This window comes from Rhodococcus sp. Eu-32, assembly GCF_003336925.1.
In the GTDB taxonomy this organism is placed as follows: domain Bacteria; phylum Actinomycetota; class Actinomycetes; order Mycobacteriales; family Mycobacteriaceae; genus Rhodococcoides; species Rhodococcoides kyotonensis_B.
Genome location: NZ_QGNK01000018.1, coordinates 1 through 26566, shown reverse-complemented (window position 1 = coordinate 26566; position 26566 = coordinate 1). Strand labels below are relative to the sequence as shown.

Here is a 26566-nt window from a genome sequence, read left to right as displayed (position 1 = left end):
CGTGTCCCCTCGGGATGCGCGCTTTTTTCGTGCGGCTACGCCACCCGTGCGCGCATAGTCGGCCCAGGTTGCAACTATCCATGCACGGGTGGCGCAGCCGCACTTGGTGATACTCGGGGTTACAGCTACAGTGGCTTGTGCCGGCTGTCACAGGACCGTTGGCACTTCGAAAGAAATGTCGCCTAAAATGTGGCTCCGGTCATACGTCGGGGTGGGCGCGTAGAGGCGGAGGTCGAACATGGGTTCACAGGCTCGCAAGACCGACTACGACGTGTTGATCGTCGGATCGGGCTTCGGTGGCAGCGTCACTGCGCTGAGACTCGTCGAGAAGGGCTACAAGGTCGGCATCCTCGAGGCCGGAAGACGGTACGAGGACAAGGACTTCGCCAAGACGAGTTGGGATCTGAAGCGATTTCTGTGGGCGCCCAAGCTCGGCTGCTACGGCATCCAACGCGTTCACCTGCTGCGTGACTGCCTCATACTCGCCGGAGCAGGCGTCGGCGGCGGTTCGCTGAACTACGCCAACACGCTCTACCAGCCGCCGGAGCCGTTCTTCAAGGACAAGCAGTGGGCCCACATCACCGACTGGAACAGCGAACTGTCTCCCTTCTACGAGCAGGCCACCCGCATGCTGGGAGTCGTACGCAACCCGCACATGACGCCCGCGGACGAGGTCATGAAGTCCGTCGCAGAAGACATGGGCGTCGGCGACACGTTCATTCAGACGCCCGTCGGTGTGTTCTTCGGTGACGAGCCGGGCAAGAAGGTCGCGGACCCGTACTTCGGCGGCGTCGGCCCCGAGCGCACCGGGTGCATCGAGTGCGGCGAGTGCATGACGGGTTGCCGTCATGGCGCCAAGAACACACTGCTGAAGAACTACCTGGCCCTGGCCGAGCGCGCAGGCGCCGAGATCATCCCGATGACCACCGTCACGGGCGTTCGAGCCTTGCCCGACGGCACCTGGGACGTCGCCACCGAGCGGACGGGTGCCTGGATGCGCAAACGCCCCACGACGTACACGGCCGCCAATCTCGTACTCGCCGCGGGCACGTGGGGCACACAGAACTTGCTGCACAAGATGAAGGACGAGGGTGCCCTGCCCCGGCTGTCGGACACGCTCGGTGAACTCACCCGCACCAACTCCGAGTCCATCGTCGGCGCCGCGAAGATGAAGGTCGATCCGAACGTGGATCTGACCAGGGGAGTGGCCATCACGTCGTCGTTCCACCCGTCGGCGAGCACGCATATCGAGCCGGTGCGCTACGGCAAGGGGTCGAACGCCATGGGCATGTTGCAGACTTTGATGACCGACGGCGGCGGTCGAATCCCGCGATGGCTGAAATTCCTCGTCATGGTCGTCGCGCGTCCGCTCGACTTCGTGCGAGTGCTGAACGTGAAGAACTGGAGTGAGCGGACCATCATCGCGCTGGTCATGCAGAACTTGGACAACTCGATCACGACGTTCACCAAGCGTGGACTGTTCGGCCGTACGGTGTCGAGCAGGCAGGGACACGGCGAACCGAACCCGACCTGGATTCCCGAGGGCAACGACGCCACCCGACGCATCGCGAAGAAGATCGGCGGAATCGCAGGTGGCACGTGGGGCGAGTTGTTCAACATCCCGCTCACCGCGCACTTCCTCGGTGGTTGTGCGATCGCGTCGGACGCGGAGCACGGTGTCATCGACCCGTATCACCGCGTGTACGGCTACCCCACGATGTTCGTCGTCGACGGCTCGTCCGTCTCGGCCAATCTGGGTGTGAACCCGTCGTTGACGATCAGCGCCCAGGCGGAGCGTTCGGCGGCGTTGTGGCCGAACAAGGGCGAGCAGGACCTACGTCCGCGACAGGGTCTGCCGTACGAGCGCATCGAACCGATCGCACCGAACAATCCGGTCGTGCCGGTGTCCGCGCCGGCGGCACTGCGGCTCACGATCACCCCGGTTCGCCGCGACAAGCCCGCCACCACGGGTGCAGCGTTAGTGCACGACGCGTGCGCAACTAGACTGGCCCGGTGACCGCTACGCAACAGCCCGATCCCGCGCTGCCCAGGCCAGTACTCGTCGTCGACTTCGGTGCCCAGTACGCCCAGCTGATCGCACGTCGTGTGCGTGAGGCGAACGTGTACTCCGAGGTCATCTCGCATACCGCGACGGTCGAGGAGATCGCCGAGAAGAACCCGGCCGCTCTGGTGCTGTCCGGTGGTCCGTCGAGCGTGTACGCCAAGGGCGCGCCTGCGCTCGATCCTCGCGTGTTCGATCTCGAGGTGCCTGTCTTCGGTATCTGCTACGGATTCCAGGCCATGGCACAGGCGCTCGGTGGAACGGTGGCGCACACCGGGACTCGCGAGTACGGCCGCACGCAGCTGTCCGTCGACGGCGGCGTGCTGCACGACGGTCTTCCTGCGACGCAGCCTGTATGGATGAGTCACGGCGACGCGGTCACCGACGCTCCCGAGGGATTCACCGTCACGGCGACGAGTGCGGGCGCGCCCGTCGCGGCGTTCGAGAACACGGAACGTCGATTCGCAGGTGTCCAGTACCACCCCGAGGTGCTGCACTCGCCGCACGGACAGCAGGTGCTCAGCCGCTTCCTGCACGAGACCGCGGGCATCAAGGGCGAGTGGACCGCGGCCAACATCGCCGACGCTCTCGTCGAGCAGGTCCAGCAGCAGGTCGGCCCGACGGGTCAAGCCATCTGCGGTCTGTCCGGCGGCGTCGACTCCGCCGTGGCAGCGGCGTTGGTGCAGCGCGCGATCGGCGACCGTCTGACGTGTGTGTTCGTCGACCACGGCCTTCTGCGCGAGGGTGAGCGGGAGCAGGTCCAGCAGGACTTCGTCGCCGCGACCGGTGCCAAGCTGGTCACCGTCGACGCCGTCGACACCTTCCTGTCGGCTCTGGAAGGCGTCTCCGACCCGGAGGAGAAGCGCAAGATCATCGGCCGCGAGTTCATTCGCAGCTTCGAAGGCGCTGTGTCGGAAGTGTTGGGGGAGAACGCATCCCACGGCGCCGAGGTCGAGTTCCTCGTGCAGGGCACGCTGTACCCCGACGTCGTCGAATCCGGCGGAGGGTCGGGGACGGCCAACATCAAGAGCCACCACAATGTGGGCGGGCTGCCCGAAGATCTGCAGTTCACGCTCGTCGAGCCGCTGCGCACGTTGTTCAAGGACGAGGTGCGGGCGGTGGGCCGCGAACTCGGCTTGCCCGAGGACATCGTGAACCGTCAGCCGTTCCCCGGCCCGGGTCTGGCGATCCGCATCGTCGGCGAGATCACGCAGGATCGCCTCGCGACGCTGCGTCAAGCCGACTCGATCGTGCGCGAAGAACTGACCGCCGCCGGTCTCGACCAGCAGATCTGGCAGTGCCCGGTGGTGCTGTTGGCCGATGTTCGCAGCGTCGGCGTGCAGGGCGACGGCCGCACCTACGGTCACCCCATCGTGCTGCGTCCCGTGTCGAGCGAGGACGCGATGACGGCCGACTGGACGCGACTGCCCTACGACGTCCTGGAAACGATCTCGACTCGGGTGACCAACGAGGTGTCGGAGGTCAACCGAGTCGTTCTCGACGTGACGAGCAAGCCGCCGGGCACCATCGAGTGGGAGTGACGCGCTAGCCGCGTGAGCGGCCTGGCGCGATGAGCAGCGCCAGGCCGACGACGATCGCCGCGACGACGAACACCCAGCGGAACTGCACGTCCCCCAGGGCTTCGATCGCCGACGGTCCGATCAGAGCGCTGATGCCGACGACGAGCGCTGCGAGTCCCACGAGGAACAGAAGTGCGGACGGGCGAGTCCGCGCCTTGTTCTCCTCGGGAGTGTCGGTGTCGCTGTCGCCGTACTGCCATGTCTCAGCCACGGATGACCTCCAGGTTTCCTGCGCGTGCGGTGGCGTCGATCGTCAGAACTGCGCTGTTGTCCGGTGAATTTCCCTGCTGCACACCAGGTTCCGCGCAAGTGGTGCTCGCTGCGATCGCGACGCACTCGGTGCGGTAGTTCATGCTGGGCGGCAACGTGATGGTGGCGTTGCCTGCCGTGACGTCGACCTCGATGGTCTTGTCCTCGGTCAACGTCAGCCCGCGAAGATCCAGCTGAAGGTCCCCGCCCTGCACGGTGTACGTCGGCTGCAGTCCGGCGACGGTGGTCGGCGCGTAGTTCTGCTGGCCCGAGTACTGGCCGTCGAACTGCACCGGCCCGACGATCGAGGCGAAGACGACGAATGCCGCGAGCGGACCCGTCACGATCAGCAACCCGTAGCCCTTGCGAAGGAACGCGCCGAGCACGAGACCGGTACCGACGACCACGAGTGCGACGGCTGCGATACGGGCCGGCGTCAACCATTCCGAATCGGTCGCTGCGGCAACGGCTCCGGTGATCGCGGCCGCGACGAGAGCCAGGCCGATGAAGCTGGACGTCCACCTGGACCGCCGCTTCTTCTCGGGGACGGCGGGAACCGTCGTCGACGTGGGTTCCGGAAGATCCCAGGCGAACGGTGCCACTCCGAGCGGATCCCACGACGGTGGCGTCGGCGACTCGGGGAGCGCCGGCTCGGCCGGGGTGTCGTGCTTGGTGAGGTCGACGTGGTCTGTCGAATCCGGAGCAGGCGTGGAGACGGGCTTGGCGGGCGGGGGCGTCGGAACGTAGCTCTTCGGGAGCCGCGTGTACGGCGTGTACTGCTGGTACGACGTCGTGCGCTGCTCGAACTGCGGCGGACGGTAGTTCGCCCCTGCCCACGGGTTGTACGGGTTGTCGAACGAGATCGGGAATCCCTGCTGCCGGTACGTGACGGTTCCGCCGGGGAGGAAGGCAGGTGGCTCCGGTTGCCGCTGGTGCAGCAGCCACCACCCGGCAAGCAGTGCCAGCACGCTGATGAGGCCGGAACCGCCGAGTCCGACTCCTACCGGCCCGAGCGTCGTGACGGCGATGATCAGCGCAACGATCAGCACCACGATCTTGGTGTTGGACTCGGAGCTGTTTCCCTTGCCGACGAGAGATTCTGCGGGAGAGGCCGTGTCGCCTGCTTTGCTGAAGAGCAGCCAGGCCGCGAGGTAGAGGACGATCCCGGCGCCGCCGAAGATCGTGCCGACGACGAAGGCGACCCGGATCAGGACCGGATCGACGTTGTAGCGGTACCCGATGCCCGCCGCGACACCCGCAATGTGGCCCCGCTGAGGCAACCGATACGGACGTGTGCGCCACATCTGCTGTAGCTGATCGGAGACGGTTGCGTTGCTCATGGAACCATCGTGGCCCGCGGCGCCGACTGTCGCATCAGGGATCGCCCTGATCTTCGGTCGTCGGGGTCGGAATGAACCGGCGCCCGAACGGCTTGGAAGCAGAGGAACTGTATCGCGATTCTCGAGGAGCTATCGACGTGAAGATCGGCATCATCGGAGCTGGATTCATCGGCGGGACGTTGACCCGCAGGTTGACGGAGTTGGGTCACGAGGTTCGGGTCTCGAATTCCCGTGCACCCGAAACACTTTCCGAACTCGCCGCCGAAACGGGCGCACAGGCGGTCTGGAGCACCGAGGCGGCGCAGGACGCCGATCTCGTGATCGTGAGTATTCCGCAGAAGAACACCCCGAATCTGCCGTCGGACATCGTGGATTCGGCGAAACCGGGTGCACCGATCATCGAAACGAACAACTACTACCCGCAGCAGCGCGACGGCCTGATCGCCGAAATCGAGAACGGCACACCGGAAAGTGTCTGGGTGGCACGGCATCTCGGCGCGCGCGGAGGTGATGTCGTGAAGGTCTTCAACGGCATCTACTGGAAGCACCTGCTCGAGAAGGGCGTTCCCGCAGGGTCCGAAGGACGCATCGCGCTTCCGATCGCAGGCGCGGACGGCGCGGGCAAGAAGCTCGTGTTCGACGTCGTCGATCAGCTGGGGTTCGACCCGGTCGACGGCGGCACGCTCGAGGAGTCGTGGCGTCAGCAGCCCGGTACTCCCGTCTACGGCAAGGATTACGACGCCGACGGCGTGAAGACCGCACTCGCGGAAGCGACCGAGGAACGCCCTGCGGAGTGGCGCGCCTGAACGAAGATCAGGGGAGACCCTGATGCGAACGGTGTCCGATTCGTGCCAGGATCGAACAGTGCACCCTGTCGACCAGCCGGCCGCCCCCGGAGGCTACGAACCCGCCACGTTCCACCGGCGTGGTGGTGGACGCATCGTGGGTGGAGTCGCGGGTGGGCTGTCCGACCATCTGGGCGTCGACGTCTTCAAGGTGCGTGTCGCGTTCGTGCTGCTGGCCATCATGGCAGGCGCGGGAATCTTCGCGTACGGACTGCTGTGGATCTTCAGCCCCGCGGGAGACGACGTCGATCGGCCGACCAGCGTCGAGCGTCAACGGGCACTCGGTCTCGCGGCCGTCGGTCTCGGACTGGCGGCAGCGGTGGCCTGGTTGCTGGACGGCACGGCAGCATCGGCATTGGTACCGATCGTCGTCGTGGTCGTCGGAGCGGCACTGGTCTGGCGTGAGTTCGACTCGGACGGACCGCGTTCTGTTCTCGGCCTGGCGAAGAAGCCGACGGTGCTCGGGTGGGCACGCGTCGTCGGCGGGGCGACGCTCATCGTGTTGGGGCTCGGCGTCGTCGTGCTGGCCAGGGTGGATCTTGCGTCGTTGCGCTCGTCGCTGCTGGCGGTCATCGTCACGTTGGTGGGCGCCGCATTGTTGACGGTTCCCGTGTGGTTGCGCATGTGGCGCGCGTTGAACGCCGAACGTTCCGCGCGTATTCGCAACGACGAGCGCGAGGAGATCGCGTCGCATCTGCACGATTCGGTTCTGCAGACACTGGCGTTGATTCAGAAGCAGTCGGACCAGCCCGGTGAGGTCATGCGGTTGGCGCGCAGTCAGGAACGTGAACTGCGCAAGTGGCTGTTCGAGGACGGCGATCCCGATCATTCGTCGCTTGCCGAAGCGCTGAAGACCATCTCGGGTGAGGTCGAGGACCAGCACGGCATCACCGTGCGTCCCATCACCGTCGGAGACGTGCAGTTGGCGCTGGACGATTCGAGCGCGGGTCTGACGCGCGAGACCTTCACCGCGGTACTCGGTGCCACCCGAGAGGCGCTCGTCAATGCAGCGAAGCATTCGGGTGAGACCAACGTCGACCTGTTCGCCGAGACCGAGGACGACAAGGTCACCGTGTTCGTCCGTGACCGCGGTACGGGGTTCGACGAGTCCCAGGTGCCCGAGGATCGCCGCGGCCTCGCCAAATCCATTCGCGGCAGGATCGAACGGCGAGGAGGAGAGGTGTCGGTGCGCTCCGGCGTCGGCAAGGGCACCGAAGTTCGAATCATGATGCCGCGGGGCGGTAGTGGCCGGGATTTAGCGAGCAAGGACACTTCCAAGCACAATCGAACCGAGACGACAGAACCTCGACCGCAGGAGCAGCACAGGTGACCGACCCTTTTCGTGTCTTTCTCGTCGACGACCACGCAGTTTTTCGTTCGGGTGTACGCGCGGAATTGGGTCGGGAGACCGACATCGAAGTCGTCGGTGAGGCAGGTGGCGTCGCCGACGCGGTAGCCGGGATCGAGTCGACCAAGCCGGATGTCGTGCTACTCGACGTGCATATGCCCGACGGTGGAGGCGTCGCGGTGTTGGGTCGCATCTCGGACGGCCCGGTGTGCCTGGCGTTGTCGGTGTCCGACGCCGCGGAGGACGTCATCGCCGTCATTCGAGCGGGTGCGCGTGGCTATGTCACCAAGACGATCTCCGGTTCCGAACTCGCCGACGGTGTCCGACGCGTCGCCGGGGGAGATGCGGTGTTCTCGCCTCGCCTCGCCGGGTTCGTGCTGGATTCGTTCACGGGCAAGTCCGCTGCACCCGAACCTCCGCTCGACCCCGAACTCGATTCGCTGACGCCTCGCGAACTCGAGGTCCTACGGCTGCTCGCGCGCGGGTACACCTACCGCGAAATCGCCGAGGATCTCTTCATCTCGGTCAAGACCGTCGAGACCCACGCGTCGAACGTGCTGCGAAAGACTCAGCAGTCCAACCGAAATGCGCTCACCCGGTGGGCGCACAAGCGTCGCATCGACTGACCGGAGTGCCCTCGACGGGCGTGATCACAGCAGAACGACGAGCAGAACGAGGATCACGACGACCAGGGCGACGGCGCCGGCGAGGATGATTCCCGGTTCGATGTCGGTCTTGTCACCGACGACGTCGTCGATCCAGTCGAGGACGAGATCGAGAGGATTCTTCTTCTTCGGGGAGTCGAATGGCGGCGGCGCATAGGGTTTGGGCGAGTCGGTGAGGCCGTCCGAGCGCACCGCGGGCAATCCTGCGATGGTGCTTCCGAATTCGCGTGATGCACGACGCGTGTCGGCGACAGGAGTCGACCGGTGTGCCCACCGCGGCACGGTGCCGTCGGCCGAAGTCAGTGGCACGCCCCGCATCTGGGCGATACTTCCCCGGCTGCTGATCGCCGCGACGATGATCTCGTCACGCGCCTGCGCCATCGTCGGGCGCCGAGCCGGATCCGGTTCGAGCATGTGCAGCAACGCATTCGTCAGATCGCCCGACTTCGTGGGCGGAATGATCTGCCCCTTCGCGACGCGGTGGAGCAACGCGATGGAATCCTGATCGATGTCGAACGGAGGCTTGCCCTCGATGGCGGTGTACAACGTCGCGCCGAGCGAGAAGACGTCGCTGGCCTCCGTCGGATCCTGTCCGCGTGCGACCTCGGGAGCGAAGTACGCGGGCGTTCCGGTGATGACGGAGGAGTCGGATTCCTCGACGTCGCCCTTCGCGCGGGAGATACCGAAGTCGCTGATCTTGACGACGCCGAGTTCGCGCCCGCGATCGGCGATCAGAATGTTGCCCGGCTTGATGTCGCGGTGCACGATGCCTGCCTCGTGCGCCTCGGTCAGGGCGTCGGCGATCTGCGCGCCGATCTGCGCGACCTCGTACGGCGGCAGCGTATCGACGGTGTTGAGCGCCTGCGCGAGGCTGCGTGACGGCATGTACTCCATGACGAGCCACGGTTCGCCGTCCTCGATCGCGACGTCGTGCATCGCGATGGCGTGCGCACTCGACAGGCGTGCGGCGATGCGGCCCTCACGCATCGCGCGGTTGCGGATCTCGCGTGCGGCTTTGTCGCTCAGTCCGACGGTCGACGTGACCTGTTTGACGGCGACCTTGCGGCCCATGAGCGTGTCCTGCGCGAGCCACACCGCACCCATTCCGCCACCGCCGAGTTTGTAGGCGAGACGGTATCGACCGGCGAGGAGATAGTCGGGTCCGACAACCCGGGCGGCGCGCTTCTGCTCTGTCACGACCATAGGTTAGTTGACTGCTGCACTCTGTGCCGACGAGGTGTCTCGGCGGGTCGTATCGACGCCTCTACCTGCGGATACGAGGCTGTCTTGACGAGTGGCGGTGCACCGGCTTTACTGGATAGCAGTTCGAAAGTCTGTTCGAAGGCAAGACTTCCCCGTGCCTTTCGAACCGGCTCGAGTGTCGTGGGTTCGTCTATTTTCGGGGAGTGAAGCATGTCCGTTCCTGCCGGTGATCCAGCTGGTGACCCAGCTCTGGCAGACATGTCGTTGCCGGAGCGAGTCGAGTACCTGAGACGCCGCATGGCGTCGGTCCCTGCACGTGGTGAGACGCGCGCGGACCCGGTCCAGATTTCGGCTCCCGCATCTCGGAGTGCCGGATCCCATCCTGCACCCATGGTCCGACATCGACACGCATCGCAGCCGGAAGTTCCTCGCAAGCCGGTGCTGGCCGTACCCGATGCTCTCGCGTCGATCCTTCCGCACGGCGGTTTGGTGCAGGGGTCGGTGGCCGCGGTGTCGGGAGCCGGTTCGTTGCTGCTCGGCATGGTGGCTGCGGTCACTGCGTCGGGCAAGCACGTCGCGGTGATCGGCCAGCCACGGTTCGGTCTGCTCGCGGCTGCCGAGATGGGTGCCGAGCTGCATCGGCTGGCCGTCGTTCCCGATCCGGGCGAGGACCCGGTCGAGGTGGCCGCGATCCTGCTCGACGGGCTCGACCTCGTCGTACTCGGTCTCGGTGGGCGGTCGGTGCCGCCGTCACGTGCCCGTGCCGTCGTGGCGCGTGCCCGAAGCAAAGGGGCGACGCTGCTGGTGACGGACGGGCAGTGGGACGGCATCGAACTGCGTCTCGACGCGGTCGTGCGGAGTTACGGCGGCGTCGGCACCGGCGCGCGATCGGGACGTGGACGGCTGCGCACCCTGCAGTTGGAAGTGCGGGCGCAGGGCAAGGCGATGCGTCCGCGCACCACGCGTGTCGATCTCCGGTCCGAGCAGGGGCGGGTGCAGTGGACCGTCGCACCTGAGATTCGTCGTGCGGCAGTGGATTCGGATGCCGACGATCTCGCGGTACTGGCATGAGCCGCGTTCTTGCGCTGTGGTGTCCGGACTGGCCTGCGGTGGCCGCTGCCGCCGTCGCGGATCTTCCCGCGACGCATCCGGTGGCGGTCACGTCGGCCAACCGGGTGATCGCGTGTTCGGCGACGGCCCGTACCGAGGGCGTTCGCCGGGGACTGCGCAAACGGGAGGCTCAGGCGCGGTGCCCCGACGTCCACGTCGCGACGGCGGATCCGGATCGCGACGGGCGTCTGTTCGAACCTGTCGCGGCTGCCATCGACGCCGTCGCACCCGGTGTGGAAATTCTGCGTCCCGGGTTGCTGATACTCGGTGCCCGCGGAGTGAGTCGGTATTTCGGCTCGGAACACGCTGCCGCCGAACGGCTCATCGACCAGGCGTCGAGCGCCGGGGTGGAGTGCCAGATCGGCATCGCCGACGAATTGACGACGGCCGTCATCGCCGCACGTCACGCGGCTGTCGTTCCGCGCGGTGGGGGTGCGCAGTTCCTGTCCGCGCTGCCGGTCGCCGAACTCGCCGCAGAGCCGAGTCTCGCCGCGCAGGAGCGAGGTGAATTGATCGATCTGCTGCGACGCCTCGGCCTCCGCACGATCGGGGCGTTCGCCGCACTCACGCCCGGTGACGTCGCGTCCCGGTTCGGGACCGATGCCGTGTTGGCGCATCGCAGTGCCCGAGGCGAACCGGAACGCCCGCCGTCCGCTCGTGCGCTGCCGCCGGACCTGAACGTGGAGCACTCGTGTGATCCGCCGATCGACCGCGTCGACGCCGCAGCGTTCGCCGGTCGAGGCATGGCCATGAAGCTGCACACCAAGCTGGCGGCGGCCGGGGTTGCCTGTACGCGGTTGCTCGTTCATGCATCGACCGGGAACGGCGAGAACCTGTCGCGCATCTGGCGTTGTGCCGAGCCGTTGACTCCCGAGGGCACGGCCGATCGCGTGCGGTGGCAGCTCGACGGGTGGCTCACCGGGCGCAGTGAGAGCAAGCCGACCGCGGGCATCACGACGCTTCGGCTCGAACCCGTCGAGGTCGTCGCGGCAGGCGAACTCCAGTTGGGGTTGTGGGGAAGCGTCGGCGACGAGGACGAACGGGCGCGTCGCGCTCTGGTGCGGGTGCAAGGACTTCTCGGCGGTGACGCGGTGAAGATCGGTGTGCTCAGCGGTGGGCGTGGTCCCGTCGAACAGGTGACGCTTCGTTCGTTGGGCGACGAGCTCGTTCCGCTGCGCGATCCGTCGGCGCCGTGGCCGGGGAAGCTGCCGCAGCCGGCGCCCGCGGCGGTGATGGAGTCACGTCCCGAGGTGTTGCTCGAAGATGCACTCGGATCGTCGGTGCACACCTCGGAACGAGGCGACTTCGACCGTGCGCCCGCAGTCCTGCGATGGGGGAGCAAGAAGTGGGCGGTGACGGGATGGGCCGGGCCGTGGTCGGTCGACGAACGGTGGTGGGATCCTGCAGTCGGTCACCGCGGCGCGCGGGTCCAAGTGCACATCGACGAGAACCGGGTACTTCTGTTGGCGTACGACTCGGAAGGATGGCACGTCGAGGGAATCTACGAATGAGGAGGAGATCGGTCTGAAGTCCGACAGAGTGCGCGTCGCCCACCTGGATGTGGGGGGAGTCGACATCGCGTACCGAGACTTCGGCGGCACCGAGCCCATCCCGGTCGTGCTGGTGCACGGAATGGGCGGTGACAGCGGCACATGGGATCGATTCGCGACGGCGCTGGTCGCCGCCGGGCGACGCGTCGTCACCGTCGATCTGCGTGGCCACGGCCGAAGTTCCCACACCGACGACTATTCGTTCGCGGCGTTCGGTCGCGACATCGTCGCCGTCCTCGATCATCTGGGGTTGACCGAGGTGGATCTGGTGGGACATTCGCTCGGCGGATACGCAGTGACGCTGGTCGCGCAGGAGCGTCCGAGCTCGGTTCGGTCGTTGGTCATCGAGGAGATGCCGATTCCCATTCGGCCGGGCGACGCCGAGCCGACACTCACCGGCCGCCTTCCGTCGATCACCGAACTCTGGCATGCGGCAACAAGTATCCTTCGCCATCCCCGTGCCGTCTTCGTGTTCGACCGGTCGATGACCGGACCCGCACTCGCGCAGTTTCGTCGTCCCAACTCCGAATGGTGGAAGAAGCTGGCCGACATCACCGCGGCGACGCTGGTGCTACGCGGAGGCCCAGGCGGAATGATGGACGACACGCGACTCGATCTGTTGGCCGGCGAGATTCCGGACTGCTCGGTCGTGTCGTTCAAGACGGGACACAGCATCCACCGCGACAAGTACGCCGAGTTCGAAGCAGCTGTGATGCCATTTCTGATGCGACATCGGAACTGACACACGACCCTCTACGATCTGCGTATGGGACTGGGGAGACGAGATGTGCGACTCATCGGCTGGTCGGCCGTGTTCGCTGCATCGCAAGCGAACATCGTGAGGTTGCTCGGTCCGGCGGGGCCGCACGTTCTGGAGGTTCAGACGGCCTGGTCGGCCGATCGTTATCGGCAGATCCTCGACTCGATGGACACGATCATGACCGCCCGTTTCCGTAGCCACTACTACCCGGACATGGTGCATCCGGCGCTCTACGCACTGGCGCTGCGCGCCGGCGCCGCACGACTCGGTGAGCTCACCGAACTCGATCCGCGGACCGCGCGGATTCTCGCGACGGCGCCGGTGATCTCCGCTGCCGGTGACTACATCGAGAACGTCGTCGGACTGCATCTGCTCGATCACCCCGAGCACATCACCGACAAGGTCGTTCGCACGACGACCGTGGTGAGCGTGAGCAAATGGGTTCTGGCGCTCGGATGCTTGGCCTACCTGAGCGCTGGGTTCACCGGCGTGTGGTCGCGCGCGCTTCGACGCTGAGCGCACTCACCAGTTCGCGCCGGGCACCAGACGTCCGAGTCGACGGGCCAGTTTCGCCACCTGCGCGGCTGCGGTGGACGAATCGTACTGCGCGCGTTGCTCGTAGCCGGTGAGCGTCGGCGGGGTCTCGGTCGTCTCGCCCTTCGCCGCGGCGGAGTCGGGGTATCGACGGTAGAACTGATGCATCGTCCGGTCCTTGCGCTTCGGAACGAAGATGCTGCTGAACTGCCCCAGTGTTCCGAGCGGGGTGTCGATGCGCTTCGGTCTGTCGACGAGCGCTCGAATCACCATGGCTGCAGCCTTCTCCGGTGACACGACCGGGCCGACGTTCTTGTCCCCGGTCGGCGCGATCATCGGCGTTGCAACCAGCGGCATGTGGATCGTCGTGAACGTGATGCCGTCCGAGAGCGTTTCGGCTGCGGCGACATCGGCGAACCCGTCGAGAGCGGCTTTGCTGGCGACGTAGGCGGCAAACCTCGGCGTATGTCCTTGCACCGCAGCGCTACTGATGTTGACGACGTGACCGAAGCGACGCTCGCGCATCTGGGGAAGCAGTGCAAGCACGAGCCGAACCGCGCCGAAGTAGTTGACGGCCATGGTCCGCTCGAAGTCGTGCAGCCGATCGGTCGAGCGGTACAGCGAGCGACGGATCGACCGGCCCGCGTTGTTGACGAGCATGTCGACGTGATCGTGTTCGCTCAGAATGGCTTTGACGGTCTGGTCGACCGATTCCGAATCGGTGACGTCACACGGGTAGCCGTAGGCATCACCGCCCTGTTCGCGAATATCCTCCACGACCGATGCCAACTGCTCGGCTCCCCGGGCGAGCAGGATGACCGTCGCACCCTTGCGGGCTGCAGCTTCCGCACTTGCTCGACCGATACCCGACGAGCCGCCGGTGATGACGATGTGGCGTCCGACCAGCGGTCCGCGCGAATCCTGACGACGAGCCCGGTTCGGGTCGAGATTCCTCTGCCAGTAGGTCCACAGTGCGTCGGCGTACTCGGCCAGGGAAGGTGGAGTAATACCACTGTCGCGCAGTGTGTTTCGTGTCGCCGCCGAATCGAATGTCGTCGGCAGTGTCAGATGGTCCAGCATCACCGGCGGCACGCCGAGTCGGGACACGAGCGCGTCGCGGCCGGTCTTCACGACGTCGAACCGCGGGGACACGACAGGTGCAGCGACGAGACCCGGTAGTCCGACGACCTTCGCCTTCGATCCCGCGGCACGGCCGAAGGCGCGGTAGACCTCGACCATCGACTGGGGCTCGGGGTTCACCAGATGAAAGACCTTCTGTCCCAACGGGTTGCGATGGATCAGCTCGACGATCGCCGACGCGACGTAATCGACCGGCACCAGATTGGTGGCGCCGATGTCCGGAACGGTGACCGGCAACGCGTCGGGAAGCTTCGCCAGTTCGGCGAACAGGGGGAAGAAGAAGTAGGGGCCGTCGATCTTGTCGATGGCGCCGGTGTCCGAGCGTCCGACGACCGCCGACGGACGGTAGACGCGCCAGTCCGTCGCCGATTCGCGAACGAGCGCTTCCGATTCGAACTTCGTGCGGTGATACGCCGTCGGGAAGCCCTGTCCCTTGTCGAAGTCGTCCTCGGTGAACGTGCCCGTGTAATCGCCCGCGACGGCGATCGACGACATGTGGTGAATCCGGGCGCCGGTGCGTACCGCGAGTTCCACGACCGAACGGGTGCCGTCGACATTGGTGGCGGCCTGTTCGTCGCCGGCGGTCATGTCGTAGATCGCCCCGAGATGCACGATGTGGTCGATGCTCGCAGGTGTGGTCTGCAGGCCGAGTGCGGGCTCGGTGAGGTCGCCGACCAGTGGGTGGATGCGGTCCTTGCCGTCGAGTGCGGCGATCTGCTGCTCGAGCTTCGCGAGGGACTGCTGGCGAACGAGTACATGAATCTGCGCCGACGGGTCACGTTCCAGCAGCAGGGGCAGCACGTTCTGCCCGAGGAAACCCGTACCGCCGGTAACGATGTAGTTGGCCATGGGCGTCAACTTACTCCGAAGTAAGTTCTGTGGCCAGTTCGGTTCGTCCCGCCCCGAGTGACCGAATGTCACCCTCGGTTACGTGAAGTGACCGAGGGACGCCCTCGCTCCGGCCCGCCGCGCGGCCGGGACGGGGCGAGGGTGCCCCCTGCTCACTCCACGTGACCGCGTGTGACATTCGGTCCGTAATGGGGCGGTTCAGTGCCCGATCCCCACCTTGTCGTGCACCTTCTTCATCCACGCAGGCGCCCACCAGTTGGCCTCGCCCATGAGCTTGACGAGGGACGGCACGAGGAGCATGCGGATGATGGTGGCGTCGACGATCAGCGCGACGATCATGCCGAGGCCGAGGAATCGCATGATCGACAGTTCGGAGATCGTGAACGCTCCGGTCACGACGATGAGAATCAGAGCGGCCGCGGTGACGATGCGTCCAGTGCGTTGGGCGCCGAGGACGACGGCTTCCTCGGTCGTCGCACCTGCTGCTCGTGCTTCGACCATCCGCGACATCAGGAACACCTCGTAGTCGGTGGAGAGACCGAACACGACGGCGAGGATGAGGACGACGAAGGTCGCTTCGAGCGGTGCGGGCGTCACCCCGAGTAGTTCGGCACCATGTCCTTCCTGGAACACCCAGGTCAGCACTCCGAACGTCGCGCCGAGGCTGAGTCCGGCCATGAGCACGGCCTTGATCGGCAGCACGATCGAGCCGAAGGCGAGGAACAACAGGATCAGGGTGGAGATCACCATGATCGCGATCATCGCGGGTAACCACGTCGCGATCGCGGCGTTCCCGTCGTCGGTCAAGGCCCTGTTGCCGCCGACCAGGATCTCGGTGCCCTCCGGCGGTGTGATGTCGCGCAGTCCTTGCACTGCAGCGCTTTGCGATTCGGCTTCGGTCCGTCCGTCCGCCGGTTCGCTGTACGTTGCCTGTAGAACGACGACGTCGTCGGTCGATCCACGGAACTGGACGTTGCCGATGCCGTCGACCTCTCCGGCTTCGCGGGTGACCTCGGCGATCGGTGAGCCCTGCGGTTTCGTGCCGTCGGTGCCACGAAGGACGACGACTGCGCCTTCGCCGGTGGACGGGAACTCGCTGCTGAGGGTTTCGACGGCGACGCGTGCCGGGTCGTGTTCGGGCAGCGCGGTGTAGTCGACCTCGCCGAGCGTCACCTTCAGGATCGGCGCGGACAACACGAGCAGTCCGGCGACGATGACGGTCGCGACGATGCCGGGCTTGCGCATCACCCGGGTGACGACGCCTCCCCAGAACTTCTGTGCGCGTGCGTCGCCCCGATCGGAGGCGGTCTTGCTCCACGTCAACGAGTTGATTCGCGGCCCGAGGATCGCGAGCAGGGCGGGCACGGCCGTCAGCGACAGAACTGCGGCGCCCGCGACGGCGGCCATCGCGCCGAAGCCGAGTGATTTGACGACCGGTTGCGGGAACACCAGCATGCCCGCGAACGCGCAGATCAGGAGCAGACCGGAGAAGACGATCGTTCGTCCCGCGGTCAGAACGGTGCGCACGGTCGCGTCGGCCGGGGTCTTGCCGTCGCGCATCTCTTCTCGGAATCTGCTGACGATGAACAGGCCGTAGTCGATGGCGAGACCGAGACCGAGCAGCGATGCGACGTTGATCGAGAACGAGCTCACCTCGGTGATCGTCGTCAGCACGTGCAGAATCGTCAGAGCGGTGACGACGCTGAGAATGCCGACGAACACCGGGACCGCCGCGGCGACGACACCGCCGAAGATCACGATGAGCAGGACGAGCGTGATCGGGATTGCGATGGCCTCGGAGCGAACCAGATCGCTCTGCAGCGTCGTGCTGAACGAGACGCCGACGACCGAGCCCCCGGCGAACTGCGAGGTCACCCCTGGCACTTCGAGCTGCGGCGGAAGCTGACCGAACGTCGAGAACGTGACACCCGAGTTCGAGCCGAGCGTGACGGTGGCGAGTGCCTTCGTTCCGTCGTTCGAGACCAGAAGCTCTTTGGCTGCCGGGTTCTCCGCCGTCCAGTACGACGTGACGTTCTGAACGGTGTACTTGCTCTGGAAGTCGTTCAACACGGCCTCGACCTCGGGGCCGATGTCGTCGATGGTCTTGCCCTCGGGCGGGGTGTAGATGGCCACGATGTCGGGTGTCTGTTGTCCGAGTCCCGATACGAGTGAGCTCACCTGGGCTGCTTCGCTACCGGGATCGATGAAGCCGCCTTCGCTGAGCTTGCCGAACACCCCGAGTCCCCAGATGCCACCGAGTGCGACGAGGACGACGGCGATGGTGAGCACCCATCGCTTCCTGGCCACGACGAATGAAGCCCAACGTGTCACTCGAGATCTCCGGATCTGGTCGAAGGGGGCCGCGCATGTGTTCCGGGCGAGCCTATCGGTGCCGCGAGCCGACAATTGATTCGTGTCGGTGGCTCGAGGTGTAATGGGAACATACGTTCGAACACTGACCGGAGGTGCACATGGGTTGGAACGACGGCCCACCCACGTGGTCGGAGATGGAACGTGTGCTGTCGGGCCGCCCGGCGCGGCCGGTGCCCGAGGTCGTCGGCGACGGCGGCGACAGTCCGGCGTGGTCGCGTAAACGCGAAGCATACGAGAACGAGGTGACACGCCCGGCGGTGTCGACGACGGCGTACGCGGAACTGCACGCTCACTCTGCTTTCAGTTTCCTCGACGGCGCGAGCCAGCCGGAGGTGATGGTCGAAGAGGCGGTGCGGCTGGGCCTGGAGGCCATCGCGATCACCGATCACGACGGTTTCTACGGTGTGGTGCGTTTCGCCGAGGCAGCCAAAGCGCTCGGCATCGGGACGATCTTCGGGGCCGAGCTGTCCCTGGGCACGGCGCGGTCTCGCGCGGGAGAGCTGGATCCGGACGGTTCCCATCTGTTGGTCCTGGCCAGGGGACAGGAAGGGTATCGACGGCTGTCACGCGAGATCGCGGCGGCGCATCTGCGCGGTGGCGTCAAAGGCAAACCGCAGTACGACATCGACGGCTTGTCCGACGCCGCGGGCGGGCATTGGCAGATTCTCACCGGGTGCCGCAAGGGTCATGTTCGACGAGCCCTGGATACCGGGGGCCTGTCGGCAGCCGACGCGGCGTTGGCCGACCTCGTCGACCGGTTCGGTGCGGACCGTGTCAGTGTCGAGCTCACCCATCACGGCATTGCGGAGGACGACGAGCGCAACGACGCCCTCGCACAACTGGCACGTGGATACGAGCTCCCGATCGTCGCGACGACGGCTGCTCACTATGCGACACCCGACAGCGGCCGACTCGCGATGGCGATGGCCGCGGTTCGCGCTCGCAGCAGTCTCGACGACGCGTCCGGGTGGCTCGCTCCGACCGGGGGCACGCATCTGCGATCCGGGGCGGAGATGGCACGGTTGTTCGCGCATCACCCCGGCGCCGTGCGTGGCGCGGTCGAACTCGGGCGCGAGTGTGTGTTCGATCTTCGCCTGATCGCGCCGAAGCTCCCGCCGTTCGACGTGCCACCGGGGCATACCGAAATCAGCTATCTACGGGCACTGTCGTTCGACGGCGCTGCCCGCAGGTACGGTACGCGGCAACAGCATCCGTCCGCCTACGCGCAGATCGAGTACGAACTCGACATCATCGAACGGCTGCAGTTTCCCGGCTACTTCCTCGTCGTGCACGACATCGTCGACTTCTGCAAGACACACGACATCCTGTGTCAGGGAAGAGGTTCCGCGGCAAACTCTGCGGTGTGTTACGCCATCGGCATCACCAACGTGGATCCGGTGGCGAACAAGCTGCTGTTCGAACGTTTTCTCGCACCGGAGCGGGACGGCCCGCCCGACATCGACATCGACATCGAATCGGACCGGCGTGAGGAGGCCATTCAGCACGTCTACGAGAAGTACGGCCGCACGTACGCGGCGCAGGTCGCCAATGTGATCACCTATCGAGGAAAGTCCTCGGTGCGAGACATGGCTCGCGCGTTGGGGTTTTCGCAAGGACAACAGGATGCCTGGAGCAAGCAGGTCACCCGATGGTCCAAGGTGGGGGATCAGGAGGACAGTGAGATTCCTGCGTCCGTCCTCGAGTTGGCGCAGCAGATCGAGGGGTTTCCGCGGCATCTCGGAATTCACTCGGGCGGCATGGTCATCTGTGATCGCCCCATCGCCGACGTGTGTCCGGTGGAATGGGCGACCATGGCCGATCGCAGTGTGCTGCAGTGGGACAAGGACGACTGTGCCGCAGTCGGATTGGTCAAGTTCGACATGCTGGGGCTCGGCATGCTGTCGGCGTTGCACTACATGATCGACCTCGTGGCCGAGCACAAGGACCTCCATGTCGATCTCGCCGACATCGATCTGAGCGAGAAGGCTGTCTACGACATGCTGCAACGCGCGGATTCGGTCGGTGTGTTCCAGGTCGAATCCCGCGCGCAGATGGCGACGCTGCCCAGACTGAAGCCGTCCGAGTTCTACGACCTCGTGGTCGAGGTCGCGCTGATCAGGCCCGGCCCCATCCAGGGTGGTTCGGTGCACCCGTACATCAAGCGCCGCAACGGACTCGAACCCGTCACGTTCGATCACCCGTCGCTCAAGAAGGCGCTCGAACGCACCCTCGGGGTGCCGCTGTTCCAGGAACAATTGATGCAGATGGCCATCGACGTCGCAGGATTCAGTCCTGCCGAGGCGGATCAGTTGCGTCGTGCCATGGGGTCCAAACGGTCTCCGGAGAAGATGAACCAGCTGCGTGATCGGTTCTACGACGGCATGCAGAACCTGCACGGTATCACCGGCGACGTCGCCGACCGGATCTACGAGAAGCTTGCCGCATTCGCCAATTTCGGTTTCCCCGAAAGTCATTCGCAGAGTTTCGCGTCGCTGGTGTTCTACTCGTCGTGGTTCAAGCTGCATCATCCCGCGGCGTTCTGCGCGGGTCTGCTCCGCGCGCAGCCGATGGGCTTCTATTCGCCGCAGTCCCTCGTCGCCGATGCGCGTCGTCACGGAGTCCAGGTGCACGGTCCCGACGTCAACGCCAGTTCGTGGTACGCCGATCTCACCGGCTCCGGCCTCGAAATCCGAATGGGCCTCGCCGACGTGAGGCACATCGGGCAGGACCTCGCCGAACGCATCGTCGAATCTCGCGTCCTGCACGGCCCGTTCGCGTCGTTCCTCGATCTGACCGGACGAGTGGAACTGTCGACGTCGCAAGCCGAATCTCTTGCCACTGCAGGCGCTCTCGGATGTTTCGGCATCACCAGAAGAGAGGCTCTGTGGGCGGCGGGTGCGGCCGCGGGGGAAAGGTCGCATCTGCTACCGGGTCTCGGCGCGTCGACGCGGGCACCGATGCTTCCGGGCATGAGCGACCTGGACATCGCGTCGGCCGACGTCTGGGCGACCGGTGTCTCGCCCGATTCCTACCCGACACAGTTCTTCCGGGAGAAACTCGACGACATGGGTGTCGTCCCGGCCAACGGATTGCTGCAGGTGCCCGACGGGGACCGTGTTCTCGTCGGCGGCGCGGTGACGCATCGTCAGCGGCCGGCGACGGCAGGGGGTGTCACGTTCCTCAACCTCGAGGACGAGACGGGCATGGTCAACGTCGTCTGCTCGGTGGGACTGTGGGCCAAGTTCCGCAAACTGGCGCTCACGGCACCGGCTCTGCTCGTGCGCGGCAAGGTTCAGAACGCCGAGGGCGCAGTCACCGTCGTGGCCGATCATCTGCAGCTGATGGACCTCCGTGTCCGTTCCAAGTCCAGAGATTTTCAGTGATCGGCGTCACCCCGCTATGATTTGCATAGCCTCACCTAAACCATTACTTTTCTCGTCGACTAAAGACTTCGTAAACAAACCTTGGTGAGGAAACGCGTGAAGATCTCTCGTACGTCGATGCTGCTCATGGCCGGCGCCGCTGCGTCGATGCTCGTTCTGTCGGCGTGCAGCGAATCGTCGACCGACGCCGACAGCGCTTCGTCCTCGGACACGGTCAGCGTCGAGACCGCCAACGGTCCTGTCGAGATTCCGGCCAACCCAGTGCGTGTGGCCGCGCTCGACAACACGTCGTTCGAAACGCTGCAGGCGTTCGGGATCGAGCCGGTCGCGCTCCCCAAGCCGTTGATGCCGGACGAGGGCTTCGAGGAGTGGATCTCGAACGACGCCATTCTCGACGTCGGTACGCACCGCGAGCCCAACCTGGAGGTCGTCAGCGAAGCCGAACCCGACCTGATCATCGGCGGCTACCGCTTCCAGGAGTACACCGACGAGCTCAGCCAGATCGCCCCGACGATCGACATCTCGCCGACCGACGAGAACTACGTCGAGTCGCTGAAGGCGCAGACCGAGAAGCTCGGCACCATCTTCGGCAAGGAGGATCAGGCCGCCGACATCATCGCGGCCCTCGACGCAGCCGAGGCCGACGCTGCCGCCCAGACCACCGGGCAGACTGTGTTCCTCGCCAACGTCAACGGCGGCAAGATCGACAATGGTGCCCAGCGCATCGGCCGTCTTCTCGAGCCGCTGAACCTGCGAGACGTGTTCGCCGGAGAAGCCGGTGACGTGCACGGGGATTCGGGTCTGGCGCCGGAGACCATCGCGCAGGCCAACCCCGACTGGGTCATCGTGCTCGACCGCGACGCCGCCGCAGGCGAAGAGGGTGCGTCCCCGGCTGCGGCTGTGTTCGCAGCACAGGAGGCCTTCGCGAACACCACGTTCACGACGCAGGATCAGATCATCTACCTCGACCCGTACTTCTACACCCGCGAGGGCATCCAGGCGTACACCGAGGCGTTCGAGGGAATCTCGACCGCGTTCGCGAACGCCGCCTGATTCGTCGGCCGGCTGTGCCGCGGCTTTCCGTCGAAAGCCGCGGCACACGGGTATCTCCATGACCAAGCATCGAACACTGCTTCTCACCGCGATCGTCGTGACCGTTCTCGGTCTCGCCGTCCTCTCGCTGTTCGTCGGCGGCTACGACATCACCCTTCGGACGTTGCTCGACGATCCCGAGGCGCGCAACATGTTCCTCATATCGCGTGTACCCCGTACTCTCGCACTGATCTTCGCGGCGATGGCGATGAGCATCTCCGGCGTGATCATGCAGATGATCACGCAGAACAAGTTCGTCGAACCGACCACGGCAGGCACGGCTCAATGGGCCGGACTCGGAGTACTGTTCACGTTCATCGTGCTGCCGGGCGCTACCCCGATGGTCAAGATGATCGTTGCCACGGGCTTCGCATTCGTCGGCACGATGATCTTCGTCGGCGTGCTTCGTCAGGTATCGGTACGGTCGTCGTTGGTCGTTCCCCTCGTCGGAATCATGCTCGGGGCCGTCGTCGGCGCCGTGACGACGTTCCTTGCGGGAACCTTCGATCTGCTGCAATCGATGTCCGCATGGCGGTCCGGCGGATTCAGCAGTGTCGTGCGCGGTTTCTACGAACCACTATGGACTGTCCTGGTCATCGCAGTCCTGGCGTACGTGCTGGCCAACAGGTTCACGGTCGCCGGTCTGGGCAAGGACCTCGCGACGTCGGTGGGTCTACGCTACGAACAGATCGTGTTCGTCGGCGTCACGATGGTCGCCGTCGCCACGGGCGTCACGAGCGTCGTTGTCGGTTTCATACCGTTCCTCGGATTGATCGTGCCGAATCTCGTGTCCATGATCCTCGGCGACGACGTGCACAAGAATCTGCCGTGGGTTGCCTTCATCGGGGCCGGTTTGCTGTTGGCGTGCGACATCGTCGGACGAATCGTTGTCGCGCCCATGGAGATTCCGGCCTCGGTGATTCTGGGTGTCGTCGGTGCGGTCGTGTTCGTTCTGTTGATAGTGAGGCAGCGTCGCTATGTCAGTGCTTGAATCTCACGTCGCGTCGCGTCGCGAGCCGGTGCGACGGCGAATACCGCGCCCGTACCTCAGTCCCGGTGTCCGGCTCGTGCTGGTGTCGGTGGTTCTGGTCGCCCTTATCGCTTGCTTTCTCTTTCTGTTCGTCCGTGGGTCCTTCGCATTCGCGTTTCCACGACGGTTGAACATGTTGGGCGCCATGGTGATTGCCGCGTTCACGCAGGGAGTCGGCACCGTGGTTTTTCACACGGTGACCGACAACCGAATTCTGACGCCGTCGATCATCGGCTTCGATTCGATGTACACGCTGATGCAGACGCTGATGGTGTTCGTCTTCGGCGGCACGGTCATAGCGAACACCGAGGGCATTCCGAAGCTTCTTGCCCAGACGGCGCTCATGGTCGTCTTCGCGACGATCTTGTACCGCTGGATGTTCTCGGGCAAACTCGGGAGCCTGTTCCTGATGCTGCTCGTGGGGGTCGTCATCGGCCTTGCGTTCGACAGCATTTCGACGTTCCTCCAGCGTCTGCTGTCTCCGACCGAGTACGACATGTTGTCGGTCAAGTTGTTCGGTCGGCTGAGCGCGGTCAAGGGGGACTACCTCCCGCTGGCCTTCGGCGTGTGCATCGTGATCGGTCTGATTCTGTGGAAGCGCAGACATCATCTCGACGCGTTGCTGTTGGGCCGGGAAGCGGCGATGGGCATCGGGGTTTCGCACAAACGCGAACTGACGCTGATGCTGATACTGATCGCGGTGATGGTCGCCTTCTCGACGGCGTTGGTGGGCCCGATGACGTTCTACGGCTTCGTCGTCGCAACGCTGGCGTATCAGTTCGCCGGTAGCTACAAGCACGTGTATGTCATGCCGATGGCCTTCCTGCTCGGCTTGCTGACGCTCGTGCTGGGCCAATTCGTCATGCAACATATCTTCTACGCCGGTGGATTCCTGACGGTCATCATCGAATTCGTCGGCGGCGCACTGTTTCTCGCCGTCATACTTCGTAAGGGCAAGCTGTGATCGAATTCGTCGACGTTGCCAAGTCGTATCAGGACCACCGTGTGCTGGGGCCCGTCACCGGCACCATCGCGAAAGGGGGCATCACATCGCTGATCGGCCCCAACGGCGCGGGCAAGTCCACGTTGCTCACCGTCATCGGTCGGCTGCTCGACCCCACATCGGGGACGGTCACGGTCGGAGGCATGGACATTCGAACGACCAGATCGGCGGATCTGGCCAGGCACCTGTCGATCCTGCGGCAGGACAACCACATCACCGCGCGTCTGACGGTCCGTGAACTCGTCGGATTCGGTCGGTTCCCGCACTCGAAGGGGAGGCTCGGCCCAGCCGACACCGAACATGTCGACAGAGCGCTCGCGTTCCTCGAACTGGACGGATTGGCACACCGGTTTCTGGACCAGCTGTCCGGAGGTCAGCGTCAGCGAGCATTCGTCGCGATGGTGCTGGCGCAGGACACCGATTACGTGCTGCTCGACGAGCCGCTGAACAACCTCGACATGAAGCACTCGGTCCTGATGATGAAGCAGCTGCGCAGAGCAGCGGACGAACTCGGCAAGACCATCGTGCTCATCGTCCACGACATCAACTTCGCTGCGGCGTATTCCGATCGCATCATTGCACTGCGTGACGGAATCATCGTGACGGGCGGTACCGCGGACGAGATGATGCAGGATCACATTCTGAGCGACGTCTTCGACACGTCGGTCCGCGTGCACACGATCGACGGCAACAGAACTGCGGTCTACGCGCGCTGACGGGCACACTGGTCGTCGTGAAGTTACTTCTGTTGGCCGACACGCACGTTCCCAAGCGAGCCCGGGCGTTGCCCGAGCAGGTGTGGGCAGCCGTCGACGACGCCGATGTCGTCATCCACGCAGGTGATTGGGTCGAAATCGGATTGTTCGACGATCTCTCCGCCCGATCGAAGCGACTGATCGCGTGTTGGGGAAACAACGACGGTGACGACTTGCGGGCCGTCATGCCCGAGCGGGCCGACGTGACACTCGACGGGCTGCGGTTGACCGTCGTCCACGAGACCGGTGCGGCAGCGGGACGCGAAAAACGAATGGCTGCGCTGTATCCGGATACCGATGTACTCGTGTTCGGGCACAGCCACATTCCGTGGGACACGGTGGCGGATACCGGTCTGCGTTTGCTCAATCCAGGCTCGCCGACCGACCGTCGTCGTCAGCCCTACTGCACCTATATGACGGCGACGATCACCGACGGCGTTCTCGGCGACGTCGACGTTCACCGGGTCGAGAAAGAGTCACGCATTCGTTGACTCGGGAACCTCTCGGGCCTGGTCGACGAGTTCCTGGACGAGTCGGATGATGACGTCCATCTCGGCCATGACTCCCGCTCGCAGTTCGTCGTGTTCGGCCGGGGTGAGGGGAGGGTTCTGTGTGTCGACGGACATCAGGATGTCGATCCTGGACCGCAGAGTGTTCAGCGGTTCCATCAGCTCTTCGGCCGCGTCGGTGATCAATTTGTTCTGCCGGGCACCCGATTTGTCGAGCGCGAGCAGCATCTCGTTGAAACTCGTGGCGAGCGAGGCGAGTTCGTCGTCGCCCGTCACTGCGATCGGCTCAAGCGAGCCGGTTCGGGCGATGCGTTCGGTTGCGTTGCGCAGTCGTTTGACCGGACGCAGACCCGTGCGCGCGACGGCCGCGCCCGCGATGCCGGCGAGCGCGACGAGGAATGCGCCGATCATCACGAGTGCGAGCGTCAGCTTGCCCAGTAAGGGCGCGTTGGTGTCCAGAGATTCGGCCACCATCACGGTCTCTCCCGACACCGTGCGTTTCGCGGAGATCATGTAGCCGCGCACTTCGCGGAGCGACGTCTCGGCATTGCCGTCGGCCACTGCTTGTTCGGGTGGGTCGAGGGCACCGCTCGTTCCGGTGAACGGACGGGACTCGGCGGTGAAGGTGATCAGTTCGCCGTCCACCGAGACGAGGGCGACCTTGATCGCCGGTCCATCGGAACTACCGACGCCGAAACCGAACAGCGTCGCCGTCACGCCCGATGTTGCACTGGCGATCAACGCGTCCGCGTTGCGACTGACCCGATCAGCGACCTGAGCGCGCAGGGCTTGTTCGGTGACGGCATAGATCGCGAGCGCGCTGACGGCGACCGCCAACGCGGCCACGCTCATGATCAGCAGGCGAATCCGACTGTGCAGAGAGAAATGCGGCGACCGCCCGCGTCGGGCTATCGGCATGCCGACAGCCTCGGCGCGGGGGAGTCGAACATCGGTCGAGTATTGCTTTCGCTGCTGAGAACGATCTGAGAGAGCTGCGAACTACGCGTCGGGGTCGCCGGAGTGTTCGTGGTCGCTGGTGCTCAGAGGTGCACGGCGGGACTGTTCGAGTACTTCGGTGGTGTGTCCGCCGTGGCTGCCGGGTCCGACGTGGGCTTCGGAGCGCATGCGTTCGACCATGTGTGGGTAGTGCAGCTCGAACGCGGGACGCTCGGAACGGATACGGGGC

At 65.1% G+C, this 26566-nt stretch carries 21 protein-coding genes and 1 pseudogene; 15 read left to right on the top strand and 7 right to left on the bottom strand.

Translation table 11 applies throughout. From position 1 onward, the window contains the following. Window positions 1–238: 238 nt before the first annotated feature. Together DK926_RS19970 and guaA are read left to right on the top strand one after the other, a co-directional pair. On the top strand, window positions 239–2017 hold the full coding sequence (locus DK926_RS19970) for a GMC family oxidoreductase (protein WP_114331883.1): 1779 nt from the start codon (window positions 239–241) through the stop codon (window positions 2015–2017). Further along, window positions 2014–3603 carry a glutamine-hydrolyzing GMP synthase gene (guaA, locus tag DK926_RS19965; protein WP_114331882.1) on the top strand — a complete coding sequence of 530 codons (1590 nt, stop codon included), beginning with the start codon at window positions 2014–2016 and terminating at the stop codon, window positions 3601–3603. Before DK926_RS19970 ends, guaA begins: the two co-directional genes overlap by 4 nt. 4 nt (window positions 3604–3607) lie before the next feature. On the opposite strand, the gene DK926_RS19960 is transcribed toward guaA, so the two are convergent. Both DK926_RS19960 and DK926_RS19955 read right to left on the bottom strand, forming a co-directional pair. Then, on the bottom strand, window positions 3608–3853 hold the full coding sequence (locus DK926_RS19960; RefSeq protein ID WP_068432148.1) for a hypothetical protein: 246 nt from the start codon (window positions 3851–3853) through the stop codon (window positions 3608–3610). Next, window positions 3846–5231 carry a PspC domain-containing protein gene (locus DK926_RS19955; protein WP_114331881.1) on the bottom strand — a complete coding sequence of 462 codons (1386 nt, stop codon included), beginning with the start codon at window positions 5229–5231 and terminating at the stop codon, window positions 3846–3848. Before DK926_RS19955 ends, DK926_RS19960 begins: the two co-directional genes overlap by 8 nt. A 137-nt stretch (window positions 5232–5368) precedes the next feature. On the opposite strand from DK926_RS19955, the gene DK926_RS19950 reads away from it, so the two are divergent. The 3 genes from DK926_RS19950 to DK926_RS19940 are packed head-to-tail and all read left to right on the top strand — an operon-like array spanning window position 5369 to window position 8050. After that, window positions 5369–6037 (top strand): NAD(P)-binding domain-containing protein, encoded by a 669-nt coding sequence (locus tag DK926_RS19950; RefSeq protein WP_114331918.1) that lies wholly within the window; start codon window positions 5369–5371, stop codon window positions 6035–6037. Window positions 6038–6095: 58 nt separating this feature from the next. Then, window positions 6096–7406 carry an ATP-binding protein gene (locus tag DK926_RS19945; protein ID WP_243636918.1) on the top strand — a complete coding sequence of 437 codons (1311 nt, stop codon included), beginning with the start codon at window positions 6096–6098 and terminating at the stop codon, window positions 7404–7406. Then, window positions 7403–8050, top strand: coding sequence for a response regulator transcription factor (locus DK926_RS19940; RefSeq protein WP_068432141.1), 648 nt, complete (start codon window positions 7403–7405; stop codon window positions 8048–8050). Before DK926_RS19945 ends, DK926_RS19940 begins: the two co-directional genes overlap by 4 nt. Window positions 8051–8074: 24 nt before the next feature. Here DK926_RS19940 and DK926_RS19935 read toward each other — a convergent pair whose 3' ends face one another. Then, complete coding sequence (locus DK926_RS19935) at window positions 8075–9292, bottom strand: serine/threonine-protein kinase (protein WP_114331879.1); 1218 nt, start codon at window positions 9290–9292, stop codon at window positions 8075–8077. A 210-nt stretch (window positions 9293–9502) separates the two neighbouring features. Between DK926_RS19935 and DK926_RS19930 the strand changes: the two genes are divergently transcribed. The 4 genes from DK926_RS19930 to DK926_RS19915 are packed head-to-tail and all read left to right on the top strand — an operon-like array spanning window position 9503 to window position 13228. After that, on the top strand, window positions 9503–10363 hold the full coding sequence (locus DK926_RS19930; RefSeq protein ID WP_114331878.1) for a hypothetical protein: 861 nt from the start codon (window positions 9503–9505) through the stop codon (window positions 10361–10363). Continuing rightward, entirely contained in the window at window positions 10360–11913 is a 1554-nt protein-coding gene (locus tag DK926_RS19925) for a DNA polymerase Y family protein (protein ID WP_114331877.1), read from the top strand. The genes DK926_RS19930 and DK926_RS19925 overlap by 4 nt, the downstream gene beginning before the upstream one ends. Window positions 11914–11956: 43 nt before the next feature. After that, entirely contained in the window at window positions 11957–12694 is a 738-nt protein-coding gene (locus DK926_RS19920; RefSeq protein ID WP_243636921.1) for an alpha/beta hydrolase, read from the top strand. A 24-nt stretch (window positions 12695–12718) separates the two neighbouring features. Further along, window positions 12719–13228, top strand: a complete 510-nt coding sequence (locus DK926_RS19915; protein WP_114331875.1) for a hypothetical protein — start codon at window positions 12719–12721, stop codon at window positions 13226–13228. A gap of 6 nt (window positions 13229–13234) precedes the next feature. On the opposite strand, the gene DK926_RS19910 is transcribed toward DK926_RS19915, so the two are convergent. Beyond that, window positions 13235–15235, bottom strand: coding sequence for an SDR family oxidoreductase (locus DK926_RS19910; RefSeq protein WP_114331874.1), 2001 nt, complete (start codon window positions 15233–15235; stop codon window positions 13235–13237). A 198-nt stretch (window positions 15236–15433) separates the two neighbouring features. Continuing rightward, entirely contained in the window at window positions 15434–17566 is a 2133-nt protein-coding gene (locus tag DK926_RS19905; RefSeq protein ID WP_165839628.1) for an MMPL family transporter, read from the bottom strand. A 140-nt stretch (window positions 17567–17706) separates the two neighbouring features. Here DK926_RS19905 and DK926_RS19900 point away from each other — a divergent pair, with 140 nt between their 5' ends. From DK926_RS19900 to DK926_RS19875, 6 genes are all read left to right on the top strand, one after another. Next, the gene (locus DK926_RS19900; RefSeq protein ID WP_068432120.1) at window positions 17707–20991 is read left to right on the top strand and encodes an error-prone DNA polymerase; all 3285 of its coding nucleotides are present in this window, start codon (window positions 17707–17709) and stop codon (window positions 20989–20991) included. Window positions 20992–21087: 96 nt separating this feature from the next. Further along, entirely contained in the window at window positions 21088–22044 is a 957-nt protein-coding gene (locus DK926_RS19895) for an ABC transporter substrate-binding protein (RefSeq protein WP_243636917.1), read from the top strand. A gap of 58 nt (window positions 22045–22102) precedes the next feature. Beyond that, window positions 22103–23074 (top strand): iron chelate uptake ABC transporter family permease subunit, encoded by a 972-nt coding sequence (locus tag DK926_RS19890; RefSeq protein WP_114331873.1) that lies wholly within the window; start codon window positions 22103–22105, stop codon window positions 23072–23074. Then, window positions 23061–24077, top strand: a complete 1017-nt coding sequence (locus DK926_RS19885; protein WP_114331872.1) for an iron chelate uptake ABC transporter family permease subunit — start codon at window positions 23061–23063, stop codon at window positions 24075–24077. Before DK926_RS19890 ends, DK926_RS19885 begins: the two co-directional genes overlap by 14 nt. After that, window positions 24074–24832 (top strand): ATP-binding cassette domain-containing protein, encoded by a 759-nt coding sequence (locus DK926_RS19880; RefSeq protein ID WP_114331871.1) that lies wholly within the window; start codon window positions 24074–24076, stop codon window positions 24830–24832. Before DK926_RS19885 ends, DK926_RS19880 begins: the two co-directional genes overlap by 4 nt. 17 nt (window positions 24833–24849) lie before the next feature. After that, window positions 24850–25362, top strand: coding sequence for a metallophosphoesterase (locus DK926_RS19875; protein ID WP_068432110.1), 513 nt, complete (start codon window positions 24850–24852; stop codon window positions 25360–25362). Here DK926_RS19875 and DK926_RS19870 read toward each other — a convergent pair. Both DK926_RS19870 and DK926_RS19865 read right to left on the bottom strand, forming a co-directional pair. Next, window positions 25348–26298 (bottom strand): methyl-accepting chemotaxis protein, encoded by a 951-nt coding sequence (locus DK926_RS19870; protein ID WP_114331870.1) that lies wholly within the window; start codon window positions 26296–26298, stop codon window positions 25348–25350. The genes DK926_RS19875 and DK926_RS19870 overlap by 15 nt on opposite strands. Before the next feature lie 81 nt (window positions 26299–26379). After that, a pseudogene (locus tag DK926_RS19865) lies at window positions 26380–26566 on the bottom strand (cytochrome ubiquinol oxidase subunit I); the annotation flags it as partial.